At 60.1% G+C, this 19858-nt stretch carries 22 protein-coding genes; 16 read left to right on the top strand and 6 right to left on the bottom strand.

The features are described 5' to 3' along the window. Positions 1–86: 86 nt before the first annotated feature. From OC605_RS02685 to OC605_RS02670, 4 genes are all read right to left on the bottom strand, one after another. Positions 87–467, bottom strand: a complete 381-nt coding sequence (locus OC605_RS02685) for a Rho termination factor N-terminal domain-containing protein (RefSeq protein WP_024013908.1) — start codon at positions 465–467, stop codon at positions 87–89. A 61-nt stretch (positions 468–528) separates the two neighbouring features. Then, entirely contained in the window at positions 529–786 is a 258-nt protein-coding gene (locus OC605_RS02680) for a hypothetical protein (protein ID WP_262136240.1), read from the bottom strand. Positions 787–830: 44 nt separating this feature from the next. Next, entirely contained in the window at positions 831–1175 is a 345-nt protein-coding gene (locus OC605_RS02675) for a hypothetical protein (RefSeq protein ID WP_071173201.1), read from the bottom strand. A 108-nt stretch (positions 1176–1283) separates the two neighbouring features. Next, positions 1284–1937 (bottom strand): HD domain-containing protein, encoded by a 654-nt coding sequence (locus tag OC605_RS02670; RefSeq protein WP_262136239.1) that lies wholly within the window; start codon positions 1935–1937, stop codon positions 1284–1286. 225 nt (positions 1938–2162) lie between these two features. Here OC605_RS02670 and OC605_RS02665 point away from each other — a divergent pair, with 225 nt between their 5' ends. The 7 genes from OC605_RS02665 to OC605_RS02635 all read left to right on the top strand — a co-directional run bounded on the left by OC605_RS02665 (position 2163) and on the right by OC605_RS02635 (position 8988). Further along, positions 2163–2642 carry a GNAT family N-acetyltransferase gene (locus OC605_RS02665; RefSeq protein ID WP_262136238.1) on the top strand — a complete coding sequence of 160 codons (480 nt, stop codon included), beginning with the start codon at positions 2163–2165 and terminating at the stop codon, positions 2640–2642. 123 nt (positions 2643–2765) lie between these two features. Continuing rightward, a complete protein-coding gene (locus OC605_RS02660; protein WP_262136237.1) occupies positions 2766–3692 on the top strand; it encodes a hypothetical protein in 927 nt (308 codons plus the stop codon). A gap of 89 nt (positions 3693–3781) precedes the next feature. Then, positions 3782–4771: a 2-dehydro-3-deoxygalactonokinase gene (locus tag OC605_RS02655; RefSeq protein ID WP_262136236.1), complete on the top strand. Its 990-nt coding sequence runs from the start codon at positions 3782–3784 to the stop codon at positions 4769–4771. A gap of 19 nt (positions 4772–4790) precedes the next feature. Next, entirely contained in the window at positions 4791–5411 is a 621-nt protein-coding gene (locus tag OC605_RS02650) for a 2-dehydro-3-deoxy-6-phosphogalactonate aldolase (RefSeq protein WP_071173195.1), read from the top strand. A gap of 61 nt (positions 5412–5472) precedes the next feature. Beyond that, positions 5473–6621, top strand: a complete 1149-nt coding sequence (gene dgoD, locus OC605_RS02645) for a galactonate dehydratase (RefSeq protein ID WP_016770960.1) — start codon at positions 5473–5475, stop codon at positions 6619–6621. A 191-nt stretch (positions 6622–6812) separates the two neighbouring features. Continuing rightward, on the top strand, positions 6813–8123 hold the full coding sequence (locus tag OC605_RS02640; protein WP_262136235.1) for an MFS transporter: 1311 nt from the start codon (positions 6813–6815) through the stop codon (positions 8121–8123). A gap of 61 nt (positions 8124–8184) precedes the next feature. Continuing rightward, positions 8185–8988 (top strand): IclR family transcriptional regulator, encoded by an 804-nt coding sequence (locus OC605_RS02635; RefSeq protein WP_016770958.1) that lies wholly within the window; start codon positions 8185–8187, stop codon positions 8986–8988. Positions 8989–8999: 11 nt separating this feature from the next. On the opposite strand, the gene OC605_RS02630 is transcribed toward OC605_RS02635, so the two are convergent. Continuing rightward, complete coding sequence (locus tag OC605_RS02630) at positions 9000–10052, bottom strand: NAD(P)-dependent alcohol dehydrogenase (RefSeq protein WP_262136234.1); 1053 nt, start codon at positions 10050–10052, stop codon at positions 9000–9002. Between the two features lie 190 nt (positions 10053–10242). On the opposite strand from OC605_RS02630, the gene OC605_RS02625 reads away from it, so the two are divergent. Then, positions 10243–11133: an AraC family transcriptional regulator gene (locus OC605_RS02625; protein WP_262136233.1), complete on the top strand. Its 891-nt coding sequence runs from the start codon at positions 10243–10245 to the stop codon at positions 11131–11133. A gap of 122 nt (positions 11134–11255) precedes the next feature. Here OC605_RS02625 and OC605_RS02620 read toward each other — a convergent pair whose 3' ends face one another. Continuing rightward, entirely contained in the window at positions 11256–12920 is a 1665-nt protein-coding gene (locus OC605_RS02620; protein ID WP_016770955.1) for an electron transfer flavoprotein-ubiquinone oxidoreductase, read from the bottom strand. A 549-nt stretch (positions 12921–13469) separates the two neighbouring features. On the opposite strand from OC605_RS02620, the gene OC605_RS02615 reads away from it, so the two are divergent. The 8 genes from OC605_RS02615 to OC605_RS02580 all read left to right on the top strand — a co-directional run bounded on the left by OC605_RS02615 (position 13470) and on the right by OC605_RS02580 (position 19844). Beyond that, the gene (locus tag OC605_RS02615) at positions 13470–14219 is read left to right on the top strand and encodes an electron transfer flavoprotein subunit beta/FixA family protein (RefSeq protein WP_007908338.1); all 750 of its coding nucleotides are present in this window, start codon (positions 13470–13472) and stop codon (positions 14217–14219) included. Next, positions 14220–15149, top strand: coding sequence for an electron transfer flavoprotein subunit alpha/FixB family protein (locus tag OC605_RS02610; RefSeq protein ID WP_056788298.1), 930 nt, complete (start codon positions 14220–14222; stop codon positions 15147–15149). An 81-nt stretch (positions 15150–15230) separates the two neighbouring features. Next, complete coding sequence (locus OC605_RS02605; RefSeq protein WP_262136232.1) at positions 15231–16052, top strand: substrate-binding periplasmic protein; 822 nt, start codon at positions 15231–15233, stop codon at positions 16050–16052. Between the two features lie 9 nt (positions 16053–16061). Beyond that, the gene (locus tag OC605_RS02600; RefSeq protein ID WP_038860459.1) at positions 16062–16424 is read left to right on the top strand and encodes a DUF4398 domain-containing protein; all 363 of its coding nucleotides are present in this window, start codon (positions 16062–16064) and stop codon (positions 16422–16424) included. Further along, positions 16421–17233 carry an OmpA family protein gene (locus OC605_RS02595; protein ID WP_024013894.1) on the top strand — a complete coding sequence of 271 codons (813 nt, stop codon included), beginning with the start codon at positions 16421–16423 and terminating at the stop codon, positions 17231–17233. Before OC605_RS02600 ends, OC605_RS02595 begins: the two co-directional genes overlap by 4 nt. A 201-nt stretch (positions 17234–17434) precedes the next feature. After that, on the top strand, positions 17435–18874 hold the full coding sequence (locus tag OC605_RS02590) for a PLP-dependent aminotransferase family protein (protein ID WP_041478242.1): 1440 nt from the start codon (positions 17435–17437) through the stop codon (positions 18872–18874). 78 nt (positions 18875–18952) lie between these two features. Next, positions 18953–19426 carry a translation initiation factor 2 gene (locus OC605_RS02585; RefSeq protein ID WP_262136231.1) on the top strand — a complete coding sequence of 158 codons (474 nt, stop codon included), beginning with the start codon at positions 18953–18955 and terminating at the stop codon, positions 19424–19426. A 163-nt stretch (positions 19427–19589) separates the two neighbouring features. Beyond that, a complete protein-coding gene (locus OC605_RS02580) occupies positions 19590–19844 on the top strand; it encodes a YkgJ family cysteine cluster protein (RefSeq protein WP_262136230.1) in 255 nt (84 codons plus the stop codon). Positions 19845–19858 lie beyond the last annotated feature (14 nt).

The raw sequence follows: 19858 nt of genomic DNA, 5'->3' as shown, positions 1-19858 counted from the left end.
GAGCAGGCTCGCTCCCACAAGTGCGATACGGTGTCAAATGTGGGAGCGAGCCTGCTCGCGAAGAGGCCGTGGGGATCGCGCAAAACTTAGCCAGCCTTGCGCAACGCCTCAATCAACTCCTGCTTGCGCATCGACGAGCGCCCCGGAATGTTCTTCGCTCGGGCCTCTTTCATCAGGCTATCGACAGTCTGCGTATCCTTCGAAGTCTCGCTGTTGCGTGAATGGCCCTTGCGACTGGCCACCGCACGGCGCGATGATTCTTTGCGATCTTCCGACTTGGCACTGGCGGGCTTCTTGCGCCCCGAGCCGCCGGACTTCTCACCGCCACCGGACTGTTTGTTCACCGTCGCCCAAGCGCGCGCCTCAGCTTCATCTTTCGACACGCCCTTTTTCTCGTAGCTGTCTTCGATGTGCTCGGCTTTGCGCTTCTGTTCGCTGGTGTATTTGTCTTTGCTTCCACGAGGCATGGGATTTCTCCTCAAGTTGCGGATCCGGCCGCTCGCCGCTTCGACGGCGAGCGGCTTGGCACTACTGCAGGTCCAGTTTGCGCGCCGCTTCGACGCCGGCAGAACTCAGCTTGATCGGCAGGGTCAGCGAGTGTTCACCCGCTTCGCTCATGGTCACATGACCATGATGAATCAGCCCGCGATCCTGCAGGGCGGCGAGGGCGCTGGCCACGACTTTCTCGCCCCGGTAATTGTCCAGCACCTCCTTGCCCAAGCCGTTGGGATGCGCGTGCAGCAGGCGGGTGAGGACTTCTTTTTCCAGGTCTTTGTCGACGTTCATGGTTACCTCTTCATGGGAGTGAATAGGGCGCTCGCGTCGGCGAACTACTGACCGGCACCTTCGGAGCCGGAGCCACCGGTTGTGGTTTTCGAGCCGACACCGGGGCCGGCATTGTCAGGCGCAGTGGCAGGAGAATCAGGCGTGTTCATGCCACCCTGGCGCCCCGGATCGCTGCCCTGAGTACGCGGATCGGTGCCAGTGGCGGGTGGCTGATTGATCAACGGCACGCCGGAACCATCGGTGTTCATTCCGGGGGCGCTGTTGATAGCGGGCGCGCGTGGCGGGGTCGGATCGGTAGGGCCAGTGCCCGCTGCCGTGGACGAGGCGGCGAACACCGCAGGGCAGAGCAGGGCGCTAAAGACTAAAGCGGTCAACCTTGACGGGATCATAGGGCTTCTCCAGTGATTGGAATCCTTACACTTGGTTGGTCAGCCCTGGTGATGGAATGGTGCCTGATGATCGACGAACGGTCTTCGTCGGGGTTACGTGTCTGCTGTTCAGACGATGCCAATTTCCTCTTTGAACTGCTCCATGAAACCCTTCAGTCGTTGATGACGAATGTGCGCCAGGCGCTGACCGGTCACCGTTTGAAAACCATCGGCCAGATGTAGCAGTTTGGTCTGGAAATGATCGAGGCAAAAACGCGTGTCATCGTACTCACGCTCAAGCGCTTCGGGATCCTGTGGGTCGTACAGCGCCGAGCCCATGCGCCCGGCCACATAGAAGGTTCGGGCAACGCCGAGCATGCCCAGCGAGTCGAGACGATCGGCGTCCTGGACGATTTTCGCTTCGAGCGTGATTGGGGTGATGTTGGCAGAGAAGCTGTGGGCTTCGATGGCGTGGGCGACGTTGCTGATTTTCTCGTTGGGCCAGTCCAATTCCTTCAGCACGGAAGAAGCTTTGTCCGCTGCCAGACGCGAAGCTTGCGAGCGTAGCGGCGAGTTTTTTTCGACCGATACGCAGTCGTGCAACAGCACCGCTGCGAGCAAAACCTCCAGATCGCCGCCTTCGGTCGCATGCAGGGTGCGTGCGGTGTGCCACACCCGCTGCAGGTGGGCGAGGTCGTGGGCGCCGTCATCTGACGGCTCCAGTGTGTGCCGAATCAGCGCTGATGCCAGTGCTTCCATCGGCGCAAAACAGTTAACGGTCATAAGCATCCTTTCAGAATTTGCGATATCAACTGTGGGAGCGAGCCTGCTCGCGAAAGCTTCGTTTCAGTCAGACGTTGATTCAACTGACAGAATGCTTTCGCGAGCAGGCTCGCTCCCACAAGGGCAACAGTGTTCAGCAAATTGGGCAGATCAGTATGTTTGCCATGTGACGAGTGCCGCTGCGCGCCTTAGTATGGCGCTTTAATTTGCACACAAGGCCCATTCATGACGATCGAAATCCGCCCGGCGACCCCCAGCGATGCGCCGCAAATCCTCACCTTCATCACCGAACTGGCAGATTTCGAGAAGGCCCGTCACGAAGTCATCGCCAGCGTCGCTGACATCGAACGCAGCCTGTTCGGCGAAGGCGCCACCGCCCACGGCCTGATCTGCCTGCGCGACGGCTCGCCGATCGGCTTCGCGGTGTTCTTTTTCAGTTACTCGACGTGGCTGGGCAGCAACTGCCTGTACCTCGAAGACCTCTACATCACCCCCGAACAGCGCGGCGGCGGCGCCGGCAAAACCCTGCTGCGCCACCTGGCAAAAATCGCCTGCGCCAACGACTGCGGCCGCTTCGAATGGAGTGTGCTGGAATGGAACACCCCGGCCATCGAGTTCTACAAGTCGCTCGGTGCGCAACCGCAGGAGGAATGGGTGCGGTATCGCATGGATGGCAAGGTGTTGCGCGAATTTGCGCTAGGCTGAGTAACTGCCGCTCGAACGTCTGTCTGTCTGTCTGTCGATCCGCAAGCTGAAATAGCCTTGCGCCCGTTTTGTCAGGCAGTCGCCTGCCGTTGTCTTTTCAGCTGTATTTCAAAGGATTGAATCTTGAGTTTTCGACACTTCAAGCAAGTGATGCTGTGCGGTTTTTTATCGTGTTCGTCATGCATGCACCTCAACGTGCCGCCCGCCAGACTGGAATTTGTTTCCATCGATCGCGTGAACTCTTCTTATTACGACTTGCGATTTACATCCGATAGAAATCTTGTCGACCTGTACAAGGCGCATGGACGCGAAGGTCAGATTGGCACCTGGATTCATTGCTCGCTGAACGGTGACCCGGACTTTTCCATCGAACACACCATTGTCCTGGAAGCCTCGGGAATCGTCAGCAGCATGCGTTTGATCGAGGGCGATCGCCGCTATGAGATGCTCGCGGCCATCAGTGTGGAAAATCATGCCCTTGATGACGGCCGCAACTACGTCAGGCCAAGTGAGTTGATACAAATTCTCAAGCCACAACAGTACGTCCCGTGCAAGGCGGTCATCACCGCGTTCCCGTTCGTGGCGTACTACTCGAAAGTCATGTACGTGCCCGCATCCAGATTCATCCATGCCATCGAAAGTCCTTGGCTGGCACCTGCGCGTATATCCCTTGAGTTTTCACAGCAACCAAGGTCGCTGCTGCCTTTTGCGTCCGTTTGCATTGTGCGCTGGCGTTATGACCCGGCAGGCGGATATGACCATATCGACAGATTGGGGTCCTGTAGTGATGTGCCCTACGCCGGCATGCTGGCATCGTTTGCGCCGTATACGACGAAGCTGAAAATTGTCTCTGGCTCCGAGCAGGCCCCGGAACCGTTCGCGGCTTACACCATACTTCGTGGTGACGGACGCCAAGAGCCCGGAATCGCCGACGAGAACGGCCGTACCCATGAGGTGGGTGCCAGTGAGTACGAAGTGGTGAAGATCCTGATCAACGCTCAGATGAACGTTGTCGAGCGCTGGACGAAATGGACGGATTCTATCCCATAATATGGGATTGATATTTATATATTGAGATTTCCCGTCCCTCGGGTTTATAGTCCATCGCACTCACTGCCAAAAACAAAACAGGTGAAGCGATGCAGGCGCAATTGATCGCGCTCGATTGGGGGACGACCTCATTACGTGCTTACAAACTCGCGGCGGACGGTGTGGTGCTGGAGCAGCGTGCGCTGTCGTCCGGGATCATGCAGTTGCCCAAGACCCCGCGAATCATCCACGGCCGTGAATGCGCCGATGGTTTTGAACTCGCCTTCGACGAAGCCTGTGGTGACTGGCTCGATGCGCAGCCGGTTCTGCCGGTAATCGCTTGCGGCATGGTCGGCAGTGCACAGGGCTGGCGCGAAGCGGCTTACTGCGAGACGCCGGCCGACGTCGCCCATCTCGGAAATTCCCTGCGAACCGTTGTCAGCTTGCGCGGTACGCCGGTGCATATCGTCCCGGGCGTGATTCAGCGTTCGCGACTGCCGAATGTAATGCGTGGCGAAGAAACCCAAGTCCTCGGCGTGCTGCAGAGTCTGCCGGCCGAGGCGGGTAGCGATCTGCTGATCGGCCTGCCCGGCAGCCACTCGAAATGGGTGGAAGTGGTCGATGGCCGCATCACCCATTTTGATACGTTCATGACCGGCGAAGTGTTTGCCGTACTCAGCGAGCACAGCATTCTCGGGCGCACCCAGCAGCCTAGCGCGACCTTCGATGCGCAGGCGTTCGATCGTGGTGTGCAAATCGCGCTGTCGGCGGATGCCGAGCTCGGTGTGCTCTCGACCTTGTTCAGCGCCCGCACCCTCGGCCTGACCGGTGAGCTGAGCCCGACTGCTCAGGCGGATTATCTCTCCGGCCTGATGATCGGCCATGAGCTGGCCGCACTCGCCAACGTGCAGCGGCGCCGGCGCAATCAAGCGAATCTTCCATCGATCGTGCTCATCGGCAACGCGCAATTGTGCACGCGATATCGCCGTGCCCTCGATGCCTGCGGCTTTGCTCAGGTGACGCTGGCCGAGCAGGCCACCGAGCGTGGCCTGTGGCAACTGGCGCGCGCCGCCGGACTGATCGATTCCTCATCCCGTTAACCCTGACTGGAGGCCTGACATGCTCAAGCAAGCACTGGCACAAAACGGTCTGATCGCGATTCTGCGTGGCCTGCAACCGCAGGAAGCGGCGGCTGTCGGTGAAGTCCTGTATTCCGCCGGATTTCGCGTCATCGAAGTACCGCTCAATTCCCCATCGCCGTACGAAAGTATCCGCATCCTGCGTGATGCGCTGCCCGCCGATTGCCTGATCGGTGCCGGCACAGTGCTCAGCCCCGAGCAGGTCGAGCAGGTCAAAGCGGCTGGCGGACAGGTGATCGTCATGCCGCACAGCGATGCCAAGGTTCTGCGCGCGGCGAAAGCGGCGGGCCTGTACCTGTCGCCGGGCGTGGCTACGCCGACCGAAGCCTTCGCCGCACTGGCCGAGGGCGCGGACATTCTCAAGCTGTTTCCGGCCGAGCAAATGAACCCGGCGGTGGTCAAAGCCTGGCTCGCGGTATTGCCAGCCGGCACGGTGCTGGCGCCGGTCGGCGGGATCACGCCGGACAACATGCAGGCCTTTATCGATGCCGGTGTGAAAGGTTTCGGTCTCGGTTCCGGCCTGTTCAAACCGGGCATGACGCCCGAGCAGGTGGCGGTCAATGCCAAGGCCTACGTGGCTGCCTGGAAAGCCCTGCGTTAAGACTTTTTGGCGCTGTGTGCGCTGCATCTAATAAAAGCTGCATTTACCAAAGAGAGCAGAGATGAAAATCACCAAACTCACGACCTTCATCGTTCCGCCGCGCTGGTGCTTCCTCAAGGTCGAAACCGACGAGGGCGTGACCGGTTGGGGCGAGCCTGTTGTCGAAGGGCGCGCGCATACCGTAGCTGCTGCGGTGGAAGAATTGTCCGACTACCTGATCGGCAAAGACCCACGCAATATCGAAGACATCTGGACCGTGCTCTATCGCGGTGGCTTCTACCGTGGCGGCGCGATTCACATGAGCGCGCTGGCCGGTATCGACCAGGCACTGTGGGACATCAAGGGCAAGGCCCTCGGCGTGTCGGTCAGCGATCTGCTCGGTGGCCAGGTGCGCGACAAGATTCGTGTCTATTCGTGGATCGGCGGCGACCGTCCGGCCGACACCGCGCGTGCGGCGAAAGAAGCGGTGAGCCGTGGTTTCACTGCGGTGAAAATGAACGGCACCGAAGAACTGCAGTTCCTCGACACTTTCGAGAAAGTCGACCTCGCCCTGGCCAACGTTGCCGCCGTGCGTGATGCGGTGGGGCCGAACGTCGGTATCGGCGTCGACTTCCACGGCCGCGTGCACAAGCCGATGGCCAAGGTGCTGATGAAGGAGCTCGACCCGTACAAACTGATGTTCATCGAAGAACCGGTGCTCAGCGAAAACTACGAAGCATTGAAAGAACTGGCGCCGCTGACCAGCACGCCGATTGCCCTCGGCGAGCGGCTGTTCTCGCGCTGGGACTTTAAACGGGTGTTGAGCGAAGGCTACGTCGACATTATCCAGCCGGATGCCTCCCACGCTGGCGGCATCACCGAAACCCGCAAGATCGCCAACATGGCCGAAGCCTACGACGTCGCGCTGGCGCTGCATTGCCCGCTGGGACCAATCGCCCTGGCTGCCTGTTTGCAATTGGACGCGGCTTGTTACAACGCGTTTATCCAAGAGCAGAGCCTGGGCATCCATTACAACGAGAGCAACGACTTGCTCGACTATGTGAAGGATCCGCGCGTGTTCGACTACGACCAAGGCTTCGTGAAGATTCCGAACGGCCCGGGGCTGGGCATCGAGATCAACGAGGAATACGTGATCGAGCGTGCCGCCGTCGGCCACCGCTGGCGCAACCCGATCTGGCGTCATGCCGATGGCAGCTTTGCCGAGTGGTGAGTCTCTGACTCGCTAGCATCAGATCGTTCCCACGCTCTGCGTGGGAATGCCTCAATGGACGCTCTGCGTCCGCTGCTGGGACGCGGAGCGTCCCGGGCTGCATTCCCACGCCGAGCGTGGGAACGATCAGTTCTCCGAGGGAGAGGAGATCTGCGTCATGACCTCAACAAACATAAAAAGAGGCATCTCTCATGCAAACGCACACCCTCTCCGGGCAGGCGTCTTTAGTCACGCCTAGCCGCAAGCGATTTTTCATCATGGTGTTGCTGTTCATCACCGTGGTCATCAATTACCTCGACCGCAGCAACCTGTCGATTGCCGCGCCGGCGCTGACCAGTGAGCTGGGCATCGATCCGGTACACGTCGGTCTGATCTTCTCCGCGTTCGGCTGGACTTACGCCGCGATGCAGATTCCCGGCGGCTGGCTGGTCGATCGGGTGCCGCCGCGCATCCTTTACAGCGTCGCGCTGCTGCTGTGGTCGGTGGCGACGGTGATGCTCGGTTTCGTCAGCAGCTTCATCGCGCTGTTCGTGCTGCGCATGGCCGTCGGTGCGCTGGAAGCGCCGGCCTATCCGATCAACAGCCGCGTGGTCACCACCTGGTTCCCCGAGCGCGAGCGCGCCACGGCGATCGGTTTCTACACCTCCGGGCAGTTTGTCGGCCTGGCCTTCCTGACCCCGGTGCTGGCGTGGCTGCAACATGCATTCGGCTGGCACATGGTGTTCGTCGCCACCGGTGCGGTGGGCATTCTCTGGGCAGTGATCTGGTACGCGGTGTATCGCGAGCCGCGCGATTTCAAAGGCACCAATCAGGCGGAAATCGACCTGATCCGCGAAGGCGGCGGGCTGGTCGATATCCAGGCCGAGGCGGCCAAGGTCAAAGCCAAATTCAGCTGGACCGATCTGGGCATCGTCCTCAGCAAGCGCAAGTTGTGGGGCATCTACCTTGGCCAGTTCTGCCTGAACTCGACGCTGTGGTTCTTCCTCACCTGGTTCCCGACTTACCTGGTGAAGTACCGTGGCATGGACTTCATTAAATCCGGCGTCCTGGCATCGCTGCCATTTCTTGCCGCGTTCGTCGGCGTGTTGTGCTCGGGATTCTTTTCCGACTTCCTGATCCGGCGCGGCTACACCGTGGGCTTCGCGCGCAAGCTGCCGATCATTGGCGGGCTGCTGATTTCGACTTCGATCATCGGCGCCAACTTTGTCGAGTCGACGCCGCTGGTGATTGCCTTCCTCGCGCTGGCATTTTTCGGCAACGGTCTGGCGTCGATCACCTGGTCGCTGGTGTCGACACTGGCACCGGCGCGGTTGCTCGGTCTGACCGGTGGCGTGTTCAACTTCATCGGCAATCTTTCGGCGATCGCTACGCCGATCGTGATCGGCTTCCTCGCCAGCGGCGATTCGTTCGCTCCGGCGATCACCTACATCGCCGTGCTCGCACTGGTCGGTGCGTTGTCCTACGTGCTGCTGGTGGGCAAGGTCGAGCGTATCGAGTTGTAGTGCTCAGTCTCGGGCGACCATAATGCCGCCCGTTCCTTCGCTCAACGGTAAAAGGCTGGATATGCAGGAAGACGCCCCGGAAAAAACCAAGGACGCCGCGCCCACCGGCACCCAGACGCTGCTGCGCGGCCTCGGTGTGGTGCAGGCAGTGGCCAGTGGCGCGCGCGATCTCAAGGAGATCGCCCGGCTGATCGGCACCACGCGCAGCACCACCCATCGCCTGGCCAGTTGCCTGGTCGACGAGCGTTATCTGCGCGTGGTGCCGCAGATCGGTTATCTGCTCGGGCCGAAACTGATCGAACTGGGCTTTCAGGCCCGCGAAGAGTTGCCGCTGGTGACGTTGGCCGGGCCGTATCTGGATGAGTTGTCGGCGCTGACCGGCGATACCGTGCACCTCGGAATCCGCGAAGGCGACGAAGTGCTGTATCTATTGAAGAACCCCGGACGCAACGGCCCGGAAATGCGCTCGCGGGTTGGCCATCGCATGCCGCTGGTACGCACCGGGATCGGCAAGGCCTTGATGCTCGATGATTCGCCGCAGGATTGGCGGCGGCTGTACGACATCAGCCTGCCGGCAGGTGGGAAAAGTCAGTTCTGGCCGCAGCATCCCCAGCAGTCTTGGGAACAGCTTGAGCAGCGCATGGGCGAATACGTCGCCGGTGGCTACGCGTTCGATCTGGAAGACAACGAACCGTCGATCCGCTGCGTGGCGGCGCCGATTCGTGATGCGAGCAAGGGCATCGTCGCGGCAATCAGTATCGCCAGCACCGTGCCGTACATGCCGCTGGAAAAAATGGCCGAGTTGATCCCCCTGCTCAAAGGGGTCACAACCCGGCTGTCGGCGGAGCTGGGCTTGAAGGTGTAAGCCGTGAAGGTTTAAGCCTTCAGCGTCGCCATGTCGATGACGAAGCGGTACTTCACGTCACCGGCAATCATCCGCGCGTAGGCTTCGTTGATCTGGCGGATGTCGAGCATTTCGATGTCGCAGGTGATGTTGTGCTCGGCGCAGAAATCCAGCACTTCCTGGGTCTCGGCGATACCGCCGATCAAGGAACCGGCCGGCACGCGGCGGCTCATCACCAGTTTGCCGGCGTGGACGGGCGGGTTCACCGGCTCGATCAGGCCGACCAGAATGTGCACGCCGTCGAAACGCAGGGTGTCGAGGTACGGGTTCAAATCGTGCTGCACCGGAATGGTATCGAGCAGGAAGTCGAAGTAGCCGGCCGCGGCCTTCATCTGCTCGGCATCGGTGGAGACGATGACGTGATCGGCGCCCTGACGGCGACCTTCTTCAGCCTTGCTCGCCGAGCGGGTGAACAGCGTGACTTCCGCGCCCATCGCCTTGGCGAACTTGATGCCCATGTGCCCGAGGCCGCCCATGCCGAGAATCCCGACCTTGTCACCGGCCTTGACGCCGTAGTGCTTGAGCGGCGAGTAAGTGGTGATGCCGGCGCAGAGAATCGGTGCGGCGCTGGCCAGAGCCAGTTTCTCGGGGATGCGCACAACGAAGTGTTCGCTGACCACGATGCTGTCGGAATAACCGCCCATGGTGTTGCTGCCATCGACCCGGTCCGGGGTGGCGTAAGTCATGGTCGGGCCTTCGAGGCAATATTGCTCGAGGTTCGCCTGGCAGGCTTCGCAGCTGCGGCAGGAATCGACCATGCAGCCGACGCCAACCAGATCGCCTACCTTGTGACGGGTGACATTCGCACCGACAGCGGTGACTTTTCCGACGATCTCATGGCCGGGCATCAGCGGATAAACGGCGATGCCCCATTCGTTGCGTGCCTGATGGATGTCGGAATGGCAGACGCCGCAGTAGAGAATTTCGATCGCTACGTCGTCGGCGCGCGGGCTACGGCGTTCGAATTTCATCGGGGCGAGGGGCGTGGTGGCCGATTGGGCGGCATAGCCGATGGCGGTGTACATGGTTGACCTCGCAAAAACAGTGACAAGTGAGACGGTGAATTCTGGGCGCCAGAGGCGGAGGCGGCCATGACGATTTCTCCGGGTCTCATGCCTAATCCTCCGGCATGCGGGTTTCGGCGATCGCATTGGCCAGCGGATCTGCGATGATGTTTTCATCCCCTTTTCCGTGAATTTTACGAAGACCTATTCGATGCAGTTGACCCGTCATCTTGATGCCAATGCCCGGCTGGTTTCGTTGATCGAACCGCTGGCGCTGCGCGATGGCTACAGCCAGACCGGCCTGCCCGGCGTGCAGATCTTGCGCGCCAGTTGCGACGTCGCCCGTGGCCCGCATATCTACGAGCCGAGCCTGATGATCATCGCCCAGGGCAGCAAACTGGCGTTCCTCGGCCCACGAACCATGGAGTACGGCGCCGGGCATTATCTGATCCAGGCGCTGCCGGTGCCGTTCGAATGCGAAACCTTTGCCTTGCCCGATGCGCCATTGCTCGGTGTGTCGGTGGCGATCGATCGCGTCCTGCTCGGCGAACTGGTGCTGGCCATGGGGCTGGCGCCGGGTCGGCATATTCCGGCGCAGACGCCGGAGTCGATGACCTCGGTGGTGCTCGACGATGGCATGCGCGGTTGTGTCGAGCGGCTGCTCAGTTGTCTGCACGATCCGCTGGAATGCCAGATTCTCGGCCCGGCACGGGTTCGCGAGTTATTGTTCGTCGCGCTGCGCGGGCCGCAGGCGGATGTATTGCGTGCATTGGTCGAACAGCAAGGGCAATTCGCTCGGGTGGCGGCGTCTATCAGCCATCTGCATGCGCATTACACCGAGCCGCTGAATGTCGAGACATTGGCCGGTTGCGCGAACATGAGCGTGTCGACGTTTCATGAGCATTTCAAACGCAGCACATTGTTGTCGCCGGTGCAGTATCTGAAGCGTTTACGTTTGTTGAAGGCGCAGACGCTGCTGGTGGCGGAGGGGCTGGGCGTGGCGCAGGGGGCGCATCGGGTGGGGTATCAAAGCCCGTCGCAGTTCAGTCGCGAGTACAAGCGTTACTTCGAACGCAGCCCGGGGGATGAGCGCGCTGCCTGATCCGCCGATAATCCCCTGTGGGAGCGAGCAGGCTCGCTCCCACAGTTGTTTTGTGGTGGCAGAAGAATTTTGGGCAACAAAAAGGCCCCCATTTCGGGAGCCTTGTTGTTCAGTGTTTCGACTTACATGTTCGGGTAAGTCGGGCCGCCGGCACCTTCCGGCGCCACCCAGGTGATGTTCTGCGCAGGATCCTTGATGTCACAGGTCTTGCAGTGCACGCAGTTCTGGGCGTTGATCTGGAAACGCTTCTCGCCGTCTTCCTTGGTGATCACTTCGTATACGCCGGCCGGGCAGTAACGCTGCGCCGGTTCGTCGTACAGCGGCAGGTTTTTGCTGATCGGGATGCTCGGATCCGTCAGCTTCAAGTGGCACGGCTGCTCTTCTTCGTGGTTGGTACCGGAGATGAACACCGAGCTGAGTTTGTCGAAACTCAGTTTGCCGTCAGGTTTCGGGTAATCGATCTTCTTGCAGTCGGCCGCGAGCTTGAGGCAGGCGTAATCCGGCTTGGTGTCGCGCAGGGTGAACGGCAGTTTGCCGCCGAAGATGTTCTGGTCCAGCCAGTTGAAACCACCGCCGATGATCGCGCCGTACTTGTGAATCGCCGGGCCGAAGTTACGGCTGGCGAACAGTTCTTCGTGCAGCCAGCTGTTCTTGAATGCGTCGACGTAAGTGGTCAGTTCGACGGTGCAATCCTGCTCGGCGAACAGCGCATCGGCCACCGATTCCGCCGCGAGCATGCCGGACTTCATCGCGGTGTGGCTGCCTTTGATCTTGGCGAAGTTCAGGGTGCCGAGGTCGCAACCGATCAGCGCGCCGCCCTTGAAGACCATTTTCGGCAGCGAGTTCAGGCCGCCCTTGGCGATGGCGCGGGCGCCGTAGCTGACGCGCTTGCCGCCTTCCAGATATTGCTTGAGCACCGGGTGATGCTTGAGGCGCTGGAATTCGTCAAACGGCGACAGGTAAGTGTTGCTGTAGGACAGGTCGACGATCAGACCGACCACCACCTGATTGTTTTCCAGGTGGTAGAGGAACGAGCCGCCGGTGTTCTCGGTGCCCATGATGTCCAGCGGCCAGCCGGCGGTGTGCACCACCAGGCCTGGCTGATGCTTGGCCGGGTCGATTTCCCAGATTTCTTTCAGGCCGATGCCGTAGTGCTGAACGTCGGCATCGCTGTCGAGGTTGTAGCGTTTGATCAGTTGCTTGCCGATGTGGCCACGGCAACCTTCGGCGAACAGCGTGTATTTGCCACGCAGTTCCATGCCCGGGGTGTACAGGCCTTCTTTCGGGTTGCCTTCACGGTCGACGCCCAGATCACCGGTGATGATCCCGCGCACCACACCGTTTTCATCGATCAGCGCTTCCTGAGCGGCGAAGCCCGGGTAGATTTCCACACCGAGGTTTTCCGCCTGCTGAGCCAGCCAGCGGCACAGGTTGCCTAGGGAGATGATGTAGTTGCCTTCGTTGTGCATGGTCTTGGGCACAAAGAAGTCAGGAATCTTCTGCGCGCTGTCAGCGTTTTTCAGCACGAAAATGTCATCGCGTGTGACGGGCGTGTTCAGCGGCGCGCCGAGTTCTTTCCAGTCCGGGAACAGTTCGTTCAGGGCGCGGGGTTCGAACACCGCTCCGGAGAGGATGTGTGCGCCGACTTCGGAGCCTTTTTCGACCACGCAGACGCTGATTTCCTTACCGGCGTCAGCGGCCTTCTGCTTCAAGCGGCAGGCGGCGGACAGACCAGCGGGGCCGGCACCGACGATGACGACGTCGAATTCCATGTATTCGCGTTCCACAGGCTATCTCCTACTCAAGGCTCAACAGTTTTTTTCTAATATGGAGGTTTGATCTCGCATCCGTATTGCCTTTACGTTAACGTCAAAGGGAATATTGGCGAATCCACCTTTCTCTCTAGGCGGCGCATTATATCTACACCACTCCGAGCGTCCAATACAAACGTTTGTTTGAATCGCCTCCAGCCCTGATAAATCAAAGAAGCGCGGCTTATGACAGGGCATTTTGGCGTATTGACCAGAATGGGCGTTCCGGTCAAGATACGGGCGGTTTTGCGCTCGCCGTAGGCAGACTGGCGGTTTCAAGAGCACCTCTAAAGACAGGGCACAGGCAGTAGACGGTGATGCGCAGCGCAAGTCCGGCGCGCAGTTTACACAGCGTGAGAATGAATGACCCGACAGTCACCCCTGACGAACGGTCACCTCCCTTCGCGAAGTGAATCACCTCACATTCAAGCCGGCGTTTTTAGAGGTGCCCTTGTCGCCCGATGAGCATCATCCGCCAGGTTCGCCTAGGCGACTTTCTTTTCACCGGAGAGTAACGAGGAATCCATGAAGGTTCTTGTAGCTGTCAAACGCGTTGTGGATTACAACGTCAAGGTCCGCGTCAAGGCGGACAATTCCGGCGTCGACCTCGCCAACGTCAAGATGTCGATGAACCCATTCTGCGAAATCGCCGTGGAAGAAGCCGTACGCCTGAAAGAGAAGGGCGTTGCGACTGAAATCGTCGTCGTCTCCATCGGCCCGACCACCGCTCAGGAGCAGCTGCGTACCGCACTGGCTCTGGGTGCCGATCGCGCCATCCTCGTCGAATCCGCTGAAGACCTGACCTCGCTGGCCGTGGCCAAGCTGCTCAAGGCCGTCGTCGACAAGGAACAGCCGCAGCTGGTGATCCTCGGCAAACAGGCGATCGACAGCGACAACAACCAGACCGGCCAGATGCTCGCGGCACTGAGCGGCTACGGTCAGGGCACCTTCGCGTCGAAAGTCGAAGTCTCCGGCGACAGCGTTGCCGTGACTCGCGAAATCGACGGCGGCGCACAGACCGTTTCGCTGAAACTGCCGGCCATCGTCACCACCGACCTGCGTTTGAACGAGCCGCGCTATGCGTCCCTGCCAAACATCATGAAAGCCAAGAAGAAGCCTCTCGAAGTGCTGACTCCGGACGCTTTGGGCGTTTCCACCGCCTCCACCAACAAGACCCTGAAAGTCGAAGCGCCGGCTGCACGCAGCGCGGGCATCAAGGTCAAGTCGGTGGCTGAACTGGTTGAAAAACTCAAGAACGAAGCGAAGGTAATCTAAATGACTATCTTGGTTATTGCTGAACACGACAACAAAGTGCTGGCCCCGGCCACGCTGAACACCGTGGCTGCGGCTGCCAAAATCGGCGGCGACATCCACGTTCTGGTAGCAGGTCAGGGCGCAGGCCCGGTGGCCGAAGCCGCTGCGAAGATCGCTGGCGTGAGCAAAGTCCTGAATGCTGACAACGCTGCCTACGCGCATCAGCTGCCGGAAAACGTTGCTCCTCTGGTTGCAGAGTTGGGCAAGAATTACAGCCACATTCTGGCTGCCGCCACGTCCAACGGCAAAAACATCCTGCCGCGCGTTGCTGCTGCGCTGGACGTTGACCAGATCTCCGAGATTATTTCGGTAGAAAGCGCTGACACTTTCAAGCGCCCGATCTACGCCGGTAACGCCATCGCTACCGTGCAATCGACTGCTGCGATCAAAGTGATCACCGTGCGTGCCACCGGTTTCGATCCGGTTGCTGCTGAAGGTGGTTCGGCTGCCGTTGAAGCCGTGGGTGCTGCTCACGACGCCGGTACGTCGAGCTTCGTCAGCGAAGAGCTGGCCAAGTCCGACCGTCCTGAGCTGACCGCTGCCAAGATCGTCGTTTCCGGCGGTCGCGGCATGCAGAACGGTGACAACTTCAAACACCTGTACGCGCTGGCCGACAAGCTCGGCGCTGCTGTGGGCGCCTCGCGCGCTGCGGTCGACGCAGGTTTCGTACCGAACGACATGCAGGTCGGTCAGACCGGCAAGATCGTTGCGCCACAGCTGTACATCGCCGTCGGTATCTCTGGCGCGATCCAGCATCTGGCCGGCATGAAAGACTCCAAAGTGATCGTTGCGATCAACAAGGACGAAGAAGCGCCGATCTTCCAGGTGGCCGATTACGGTCTCGTGGCGGATCTGTTCGAAGCAGTACCTGAGCTGGAGAAGCTGGTCTAATCCGGCGGCTTCACTTATAAAGAGCCCGGCCTGTTGGTCGGGCTTTTTTTTGTCTCGAATTTCAAGCGGGAGCGTTTTGCCATGGATCTGCGCTGCGGATGGTTGTTGGGATGGTTGCTGTTGCCAGGTTTGGCCTTGGCCGCTGGCAAGTGCGAGCGCCTGGTCGTCACCGGCAGCCCGGACGCGCCGCCCTACTTGTGGCAGGACCCGCAAAACCCCAAGCGCCTGATCGGCGCCAGTGCTGACTTGTTGCAGCAAGTGGCCAAAGATCTGGGCATCAAAGTCGACCTGCTCTACGCCGGCAAACGCTCACAGGCCCTCGATGAAGTGCGCAGCGGGCGCATGGACATGCTGGCCGACGCGCCGCTGACCGTGACTGAGCTGGAAAACCTTGACTTCATTCATCCGCCACTGCTGGAAAACGATTACCTGGTGTGGACGCGCAAAGGCTCGACGCTGACCTATGCCGAGGCCAGCGACCTGAAAGGCCATGCCGGCGCGGTGTCGGAAAAGTCGCGGATGACCCAGGCATTCGGCACTTTCGCCGAGCAGAATCTGACCCTGACCCGCACAGCCAACCTTACCGAGGCACTACAGAAGTTGCTGTTGGGCGAGGTGGAATATGTCCTCGCCGGACGTTACTCAGGCTTGGCCGCCGCTCAGACATTGGGCATGACCAGCGATCTGTTGGCGTTCGAACAACCCATCGACCGGCCGGGTCTGTTCCTAGCGGTTTCGCATAACTCGGCCTGCAACGATCCGTGGTTGCGCGGACAGCTCGCCAAAAAGATGACAGAATTGCCCGCGTCCGGACTGACGGAAGCCGCGCTGCAACCCAACATCGAGCGCTGGAAGGCGCAACAGCAACAGCCGCCACTACCTGTCAGTGCCCCAAAACAGTAGGGATTCTTAGTGAGTATTCGACCTCTTTTCGCGGCAGTGGCCGTTCTGGCCCTGGCCGGGTGCGCATCCGATCCGGCACCCAGTGAACAAATGCGTTTGACCGAACAAGCCATCGTGCAGGCCAAGGCAGTCGGCGCTACCGCTGATGAAGTGCCGGAAATGCAGCTGGCCGAAACAAAATACAACCGCGCCAAAGGCAGCATGGCCGACGAGTCCTATCGCAACGCGCGCATGCGTGCCGAGCAGGCTGAACTGGATGCACGTCTGGCCGAGGCCAAGGTGCTGACGAAAAAAAGTGAAGAACAGCTGAATGTGCTCAATACCCGCATTGTCCGCCTGCGCAAGCAGCTGCAACTGGGGGAAGCACAATGAGCCTCAAGTCCAATGCTCTCGGCATTCTGCTCCTCGCCGGTTGCGCTAGCCTCTACGGCTGCGCCGGCCAGCACAGCGAGGCGGCGCTGCAACAGGCCGGCGCTGATTTCCAGAAGGTCAAGGAAGATTCCAACGTGCTGCGCATCGCGCCGAAGGACGTGATCCGTGCTGGCGAATCCCTGGCCCGCGCCGATCGGCTGTCGACCTATTGGGGCAGCGGTGCCGACGTGGTGCATTACGCCTACCTGAGTCAGCGCTACAGCGAAATCGCTCGCGAGCATACCAATCAGGCGCTTAACGAGGAGCGCGCCGCCAAGCTCGAGCTTGAGCGCCAGCGTCTGCAACTGGCCCTGCGCGAATCGAAACTGCTCAGCGTGCAGCAACAAGGCAAGTGGCTGGAGGAACAAATCGTCGCGCTGGCCACCACGCAGACCGATCGCGGCCTGGTGATGACCCTCGGCGACGTGTTGTTCGACACCGGCCAGGCGGAACTGAAAAACTCGGCCAACCGCGTCGTGCTGAAGATCGTCCAGTTCCTGCAACTGAACCCCAAGCGCGTGGTGCGCATTGAGGGTTACACCGACAGCACCGGTGGCCGACAGGAAAACCTCAAACTGTCCCGCGATCGTGCGCAATCGGTGGCTGACGTGCTGGTCGATCTGGGTATCGACGAAAAACGCATTCAGGTCGAAGGTTACGGCGACCAGTTTCCGGTCGACGCCAACGCCTCCGAGCGTGGACGGGCGCAGAACCGCCGCGTAGAAATCGTGTTTTCTGACGAAAAAGGCCAGCTCGGCGCCGCCCGCTAAGGGCTGCGTCTCTGGAAAGCCCGGGCTGTCATGCAGTGCCGGGCTTTTTTGTGTCTGTCGATTGCCGCGCAAAACCGTACAGATGGGGCAGACACCGCACTGTACGGTCGAGTAATCTGGCAACTGTCCCAGTACACTTCTAAACTGTTCCGGTATTGTTTCAGACAAGAATAAAACGCCCGTGAAATCGAGTGCTGCGTCATGACCAATCTCTTGCTCTACCAACGTATTGCTCAGCAACTGGCCGAAGACATCCGCCGTGGTGTCTATCAACCGGGGGAGCGCGTGCCTTCGGTGCGCAAGATGAGTTCGCAGCTCAACGTCAGCCATGCGACGGTGTTGCAGGCTTACGCCAACCTTGAGGATCAGGGCCTGATCCGCGCCCGGCCACAGTCGGGTTACTACGTACACCAGACCCCGGCGCTGACCGCGCCGACGCCGGACATTGCCCGGGTCGAACGGCCGGGGCTGGTGACGCGCAGCAGCATCATTCAGCAGGTATTGGTCGAATCCCGCCGCGAAGGCGTGTTTCCGCTGGGCGCTGCGGTGCCGAGTGTCGATTATCTGCCGGTGCGCGCGCTGCATCAGCAATTGGCCAAGGTCACCCGCTTCCACAGCCCTCGGGCGTTCAGCTACATGTTCAGCCCCGGCTTCGAACCGCTGCGCCGGCAAGTGGCGATCCGCATGCGTGACGCTGGCGTGGTGGTCGATCCATCGGAAGTGGTGATCACCCACGGCTGTGTCGACGCCTTGCAGATGTCGTTGCGCGTGCTGACCCGGCCGGGCGATCTGATCGCTGCCGAATCGCCGACCTATTACGGCCTGCTGCAACTGGCCGATCTGCTCGGCCTGAAAGTCATCGAAATCCCCAGCGATCCCGCCACCGGCATGAGCCTGGAAGCCTTGCAACTGGCCGCCAACCAATGGTCGATCAAGGCGTTGGTGCTGACTACGCGCCTGAGCAATCCCCTTGGCGGCACCATGCCGGAAGAGCGGCAGAAACAGTTGTTGCGTCTGGCCTCGGATTTCGACATTCAGATTGTCGAAGACGATATCTACGGCGAACTGATGTTTGAACAGGGCCGCACCAAAGCGCTGAAAGCCTACGACCGCCTGGATCGGGTGATCTACTGCTCGAGCTTCTCCAAAACCTTGTCACCGGGTGTGCGCATCGGCTGGATGATCGCCGGCAAATACCAACAGGAAATCCAGCGCCTGCAAACCTTCAGCACCCATTCGGCGTGCAGCGTCACACAGATGGCGATTGCCGCCTATCTGGAAAACGGCGGTTATGACCGGCATTTACGCTACATCCGCCAGGAATACCGGAAAAACCTCAGTGCGTTTCAGCTGGCGGTGCAGCAGCATTTCCCCGAGGGCACGCAAATGTCCCGGCCTACGGGCGGTTTCATCCTCTGGGTGAGCTTGCCGGGGCGGGTCAACACTCAGGAATTGCATGTCCGCGCACTGCAACAAGGCATCAGCATCGCGCCGGGGCTGATCTTCAGTAATACCGAGCAGTTCAACCACTGTATCCGCCTCAACTGCGGCATTCCGTGGAACCGCGAAGCGGAGCGGGCGCTGATGACGCTGGGTCTGTTGGCCACCCAGCTGTGTCAGGAAATGGCTGGCGGATTCTGAACGAGGAGGGTGGTGGTGCTTGTCATGTGACGCACAACAGGCGAGCATGTGGCCCTCTGCCGTTAGTTCGTTGGGTCCATGAAAGCGATTGTTCCTGCCGCGTGGGTATTGCTGGGTTTGCTGATGGTCGGTCAGGCACCGGGTGCTATGGCGGCCGCAGCCCAGGAAAAACCGGCAGCGACCAGTACCACGAACAAAGCCACCAAAACTGCGGCTCCGGCAAAAAAAGCCCAGGCGAAAAAAAAAGCCACGGTGAAGAAGCGCCGCCCGGTGGCCTCGAAATCGAAATCCGCCCGTGAAGTGGCAAAGACCAAATTGCCGCCGGCAAAACTCGATCTCAGCCTGCCTAAGGATATGGTTGAAGATCTGAAGCCACAGGGCACCGTGGAGCTGCCCAAACGCGAGGCGATCCTGCCGCAGATGTTTGGCGAGAAAGATAACGGCTTCCAGCTCAACGGCCGCTTGCTCAGCAACGAAATGGAGTTGCAATTGCGCAACGAAGCGCGACGCGATGTGGAAGGCGCGGCGCTGGATTTTGAATTCAAGCAATAGATCCGACCGTCTTCGATGCGTATAGCAGACGCTTCGTCGGAGACTGCCCGGTCACTTTTACTTATCGTTGAAAAGCCGCTTGTAGCAATTTGAAACAGTCGTTTTAGCGGTTACTCTGTTTCCCGTCTCTTTACACATCGCCCGTCGCGAGGATCTGTTCGTCATGAAATGCCGTGAAGGCTGTGGCGCTTGCTGCATTGCCCCCTCCATCAGTTCGCCGATTCCCGGCATGCCCGATGGCAAGCCCGCCGGCGAACGTTGCGTGCAACTGTCGGTCGATAACCTGTGCAGCATTTTCGGCCGTCCGGAACGCCCAGCTGTGTGCTCGGGCTTCGCTGCGGATGTCGAGGTATGCGGCAGCAGTTCGGAAGACGCGATCAGATTGATCGGCTGGTGGGAGCAGATGACGGCGGCGTGATGTGTTCACCAACG

The organism is Pseudomonas sp. Marseille-Q5117 (genome assembly GCF_946901175.1).
Taxonomy (GTDB): domain Bacteria; phylum Pseudomonadota; class Gammaproteobacteria; order Pseudomonadales; family Pseudomonadaceae; genus Aquipseudomonas; species Aquipseudomonas iranensis.
The sequence above is the reverse complement of the archived record's forward strand: the minus strand, read 5'-3'. Positions and strand labels throughout refer to the sequence as shown.

What these genes read in the sequence shown, in the direction of transcription:
- OC605_RS02685 (WP_024013908.1), bottom strand. Translation starts at nt 467, where the DNA reads ATGCCTCGTGGAAGCAAAGACAAATACACCAGCGAACAGAAGCGCAAA.
- OC605_RS02680 (WP_262136240.1), bottom strand. Translation starts at nt 786, where the DNA reads ATGAACGTCGACAAAGACCTGGAAAAAGAAGTCCTCACCCGCCTGCTG.
- OC605_RS02675 (WP_071173201.1), bottom strand. Translation starts at nt 1,175, where the DNA reads ATGATCCCGTCAAGGTTGACCGCTTTAGTCTTTAGCGCCCTGCTCTGC.
- OC605_RS02670 (WP_262136239.1), bottom strand. Translation starts at nt 1,937, where the DNA reads ATGACCGTTAACTGTTTTGCGCCGATGGAAGCACTGGCATCAGCGCTG.
- OC605_RS02665 (WP_262136238.1), top strand. Translation starts at nt 2,163, where the DNA reads ATGACGATCGAAATCCGCCCGGCGACCCCCAGCGATGCGCCGCAAATC.
- OC605_RS02655 (WP_262136236.1), top strand. Translation starts at nt 3,782, where the DNA reads ATGCAGGCGCAATTGATCGCGCTCGATTGGGGGACGACCTCATTACGT.
- OC605_RS02650 (WP_071173195.1), top strand. Translation starts at nt 4,791, where the DNA reads ATGCTCAAGCAAGCACTGGCACAAAACGGTCTGATCGCGATTCTGCGT.
- dgoD (WP_016770960.1), top strand. Translation starts at nt 5,473, where the DNA reads ATGAAAATCACCAAACTCACGACCTTCATCGTTCCGCCGCGCTGGTGC.
- OC605_RS02640 (WP_262136235.1), top strand. Translation starts at nt 6,813, where the DNA reads ATGCAAACGCACACCCTCTCCGGGCAGGCGTCTTTAGTCACGCCTAGC.
- OC605_RS02635 (WP_016770958.1), top strand. Translation starts at nt 8,185, where the DNA reads ATGCAGGAAGACGCCCCGGAAAAAACCAAGGACGCCGCGCCCACCGGC.
- OC605_RS02630 (WP_262136234.1), bottom strand. Translation starts at nt 10,052, where the DNA reads ATGTACACCGCCATCGGCTATGCCGCCCAATCGGCCACCACGCCCCTC.
- OC605_RS02625 (WP_262136233.1), top strand. Translation starts at nt 10,243, where the DNA reads ATGCAGTTGACCCGTCATCTTGATGCCAATGCCCGGCTGGTTTCGTTG.
- OC605_RS02615 (WP_007908338.1), top strand. Translation starts at nt 13,470, where the DNA reads ATGAAGGTTCTTGTAGCTGTCAAACGCGTTGTGGATTACAACGTCAAG.
- OC605_RS02610 (WP_056788298.1), top strand. Translation starts at nt 14,220, where the DNA reads ATGACTATCTTGGTTATTGCTGAACACGACAACAAAGTGCTGGCCCCG.
- OC605_RS02605 (WP_262136232.1), top strand. Translation starts at nt 15,231, where the DNA reads ATGGATCTGCGCTGCGGATGGTTGTTGGGATGGTTGCTGTTGCCAGGT.
- OC605_RS02595 (WP_024013894.1), top strand. Translation starts at nt 16,421, where the DNA reads ATGAGCCTCAAGTCCAATGCTCTCGGCATTCTGCTCCTCGCCGGTTGC.
- OC605_RS02590 (WP_041478242.1), top strand. Translation starts at nt 17,435, where the DNA reads ATGACCAATCTCTTGCTCTACCAACGTATTGCTCAGCAACTGGCCGAA.
- OC605_RS02585 (WP_262136231.1), top strand. Translation starts at nt 18,953, where the DNA reads ATGAAAGCGATTGTTCCTGCCGCGTGGGTATTGCTGGGTTTGCTGATG.
- OC605_RS02580 (WP_262136230.1), top strand. Translation starts at nt 19,590, where the DNA reads ATGAAATGCCGTGAAGGCTGTGGCGCTTGCTGCATTGCCCCCTCCATC.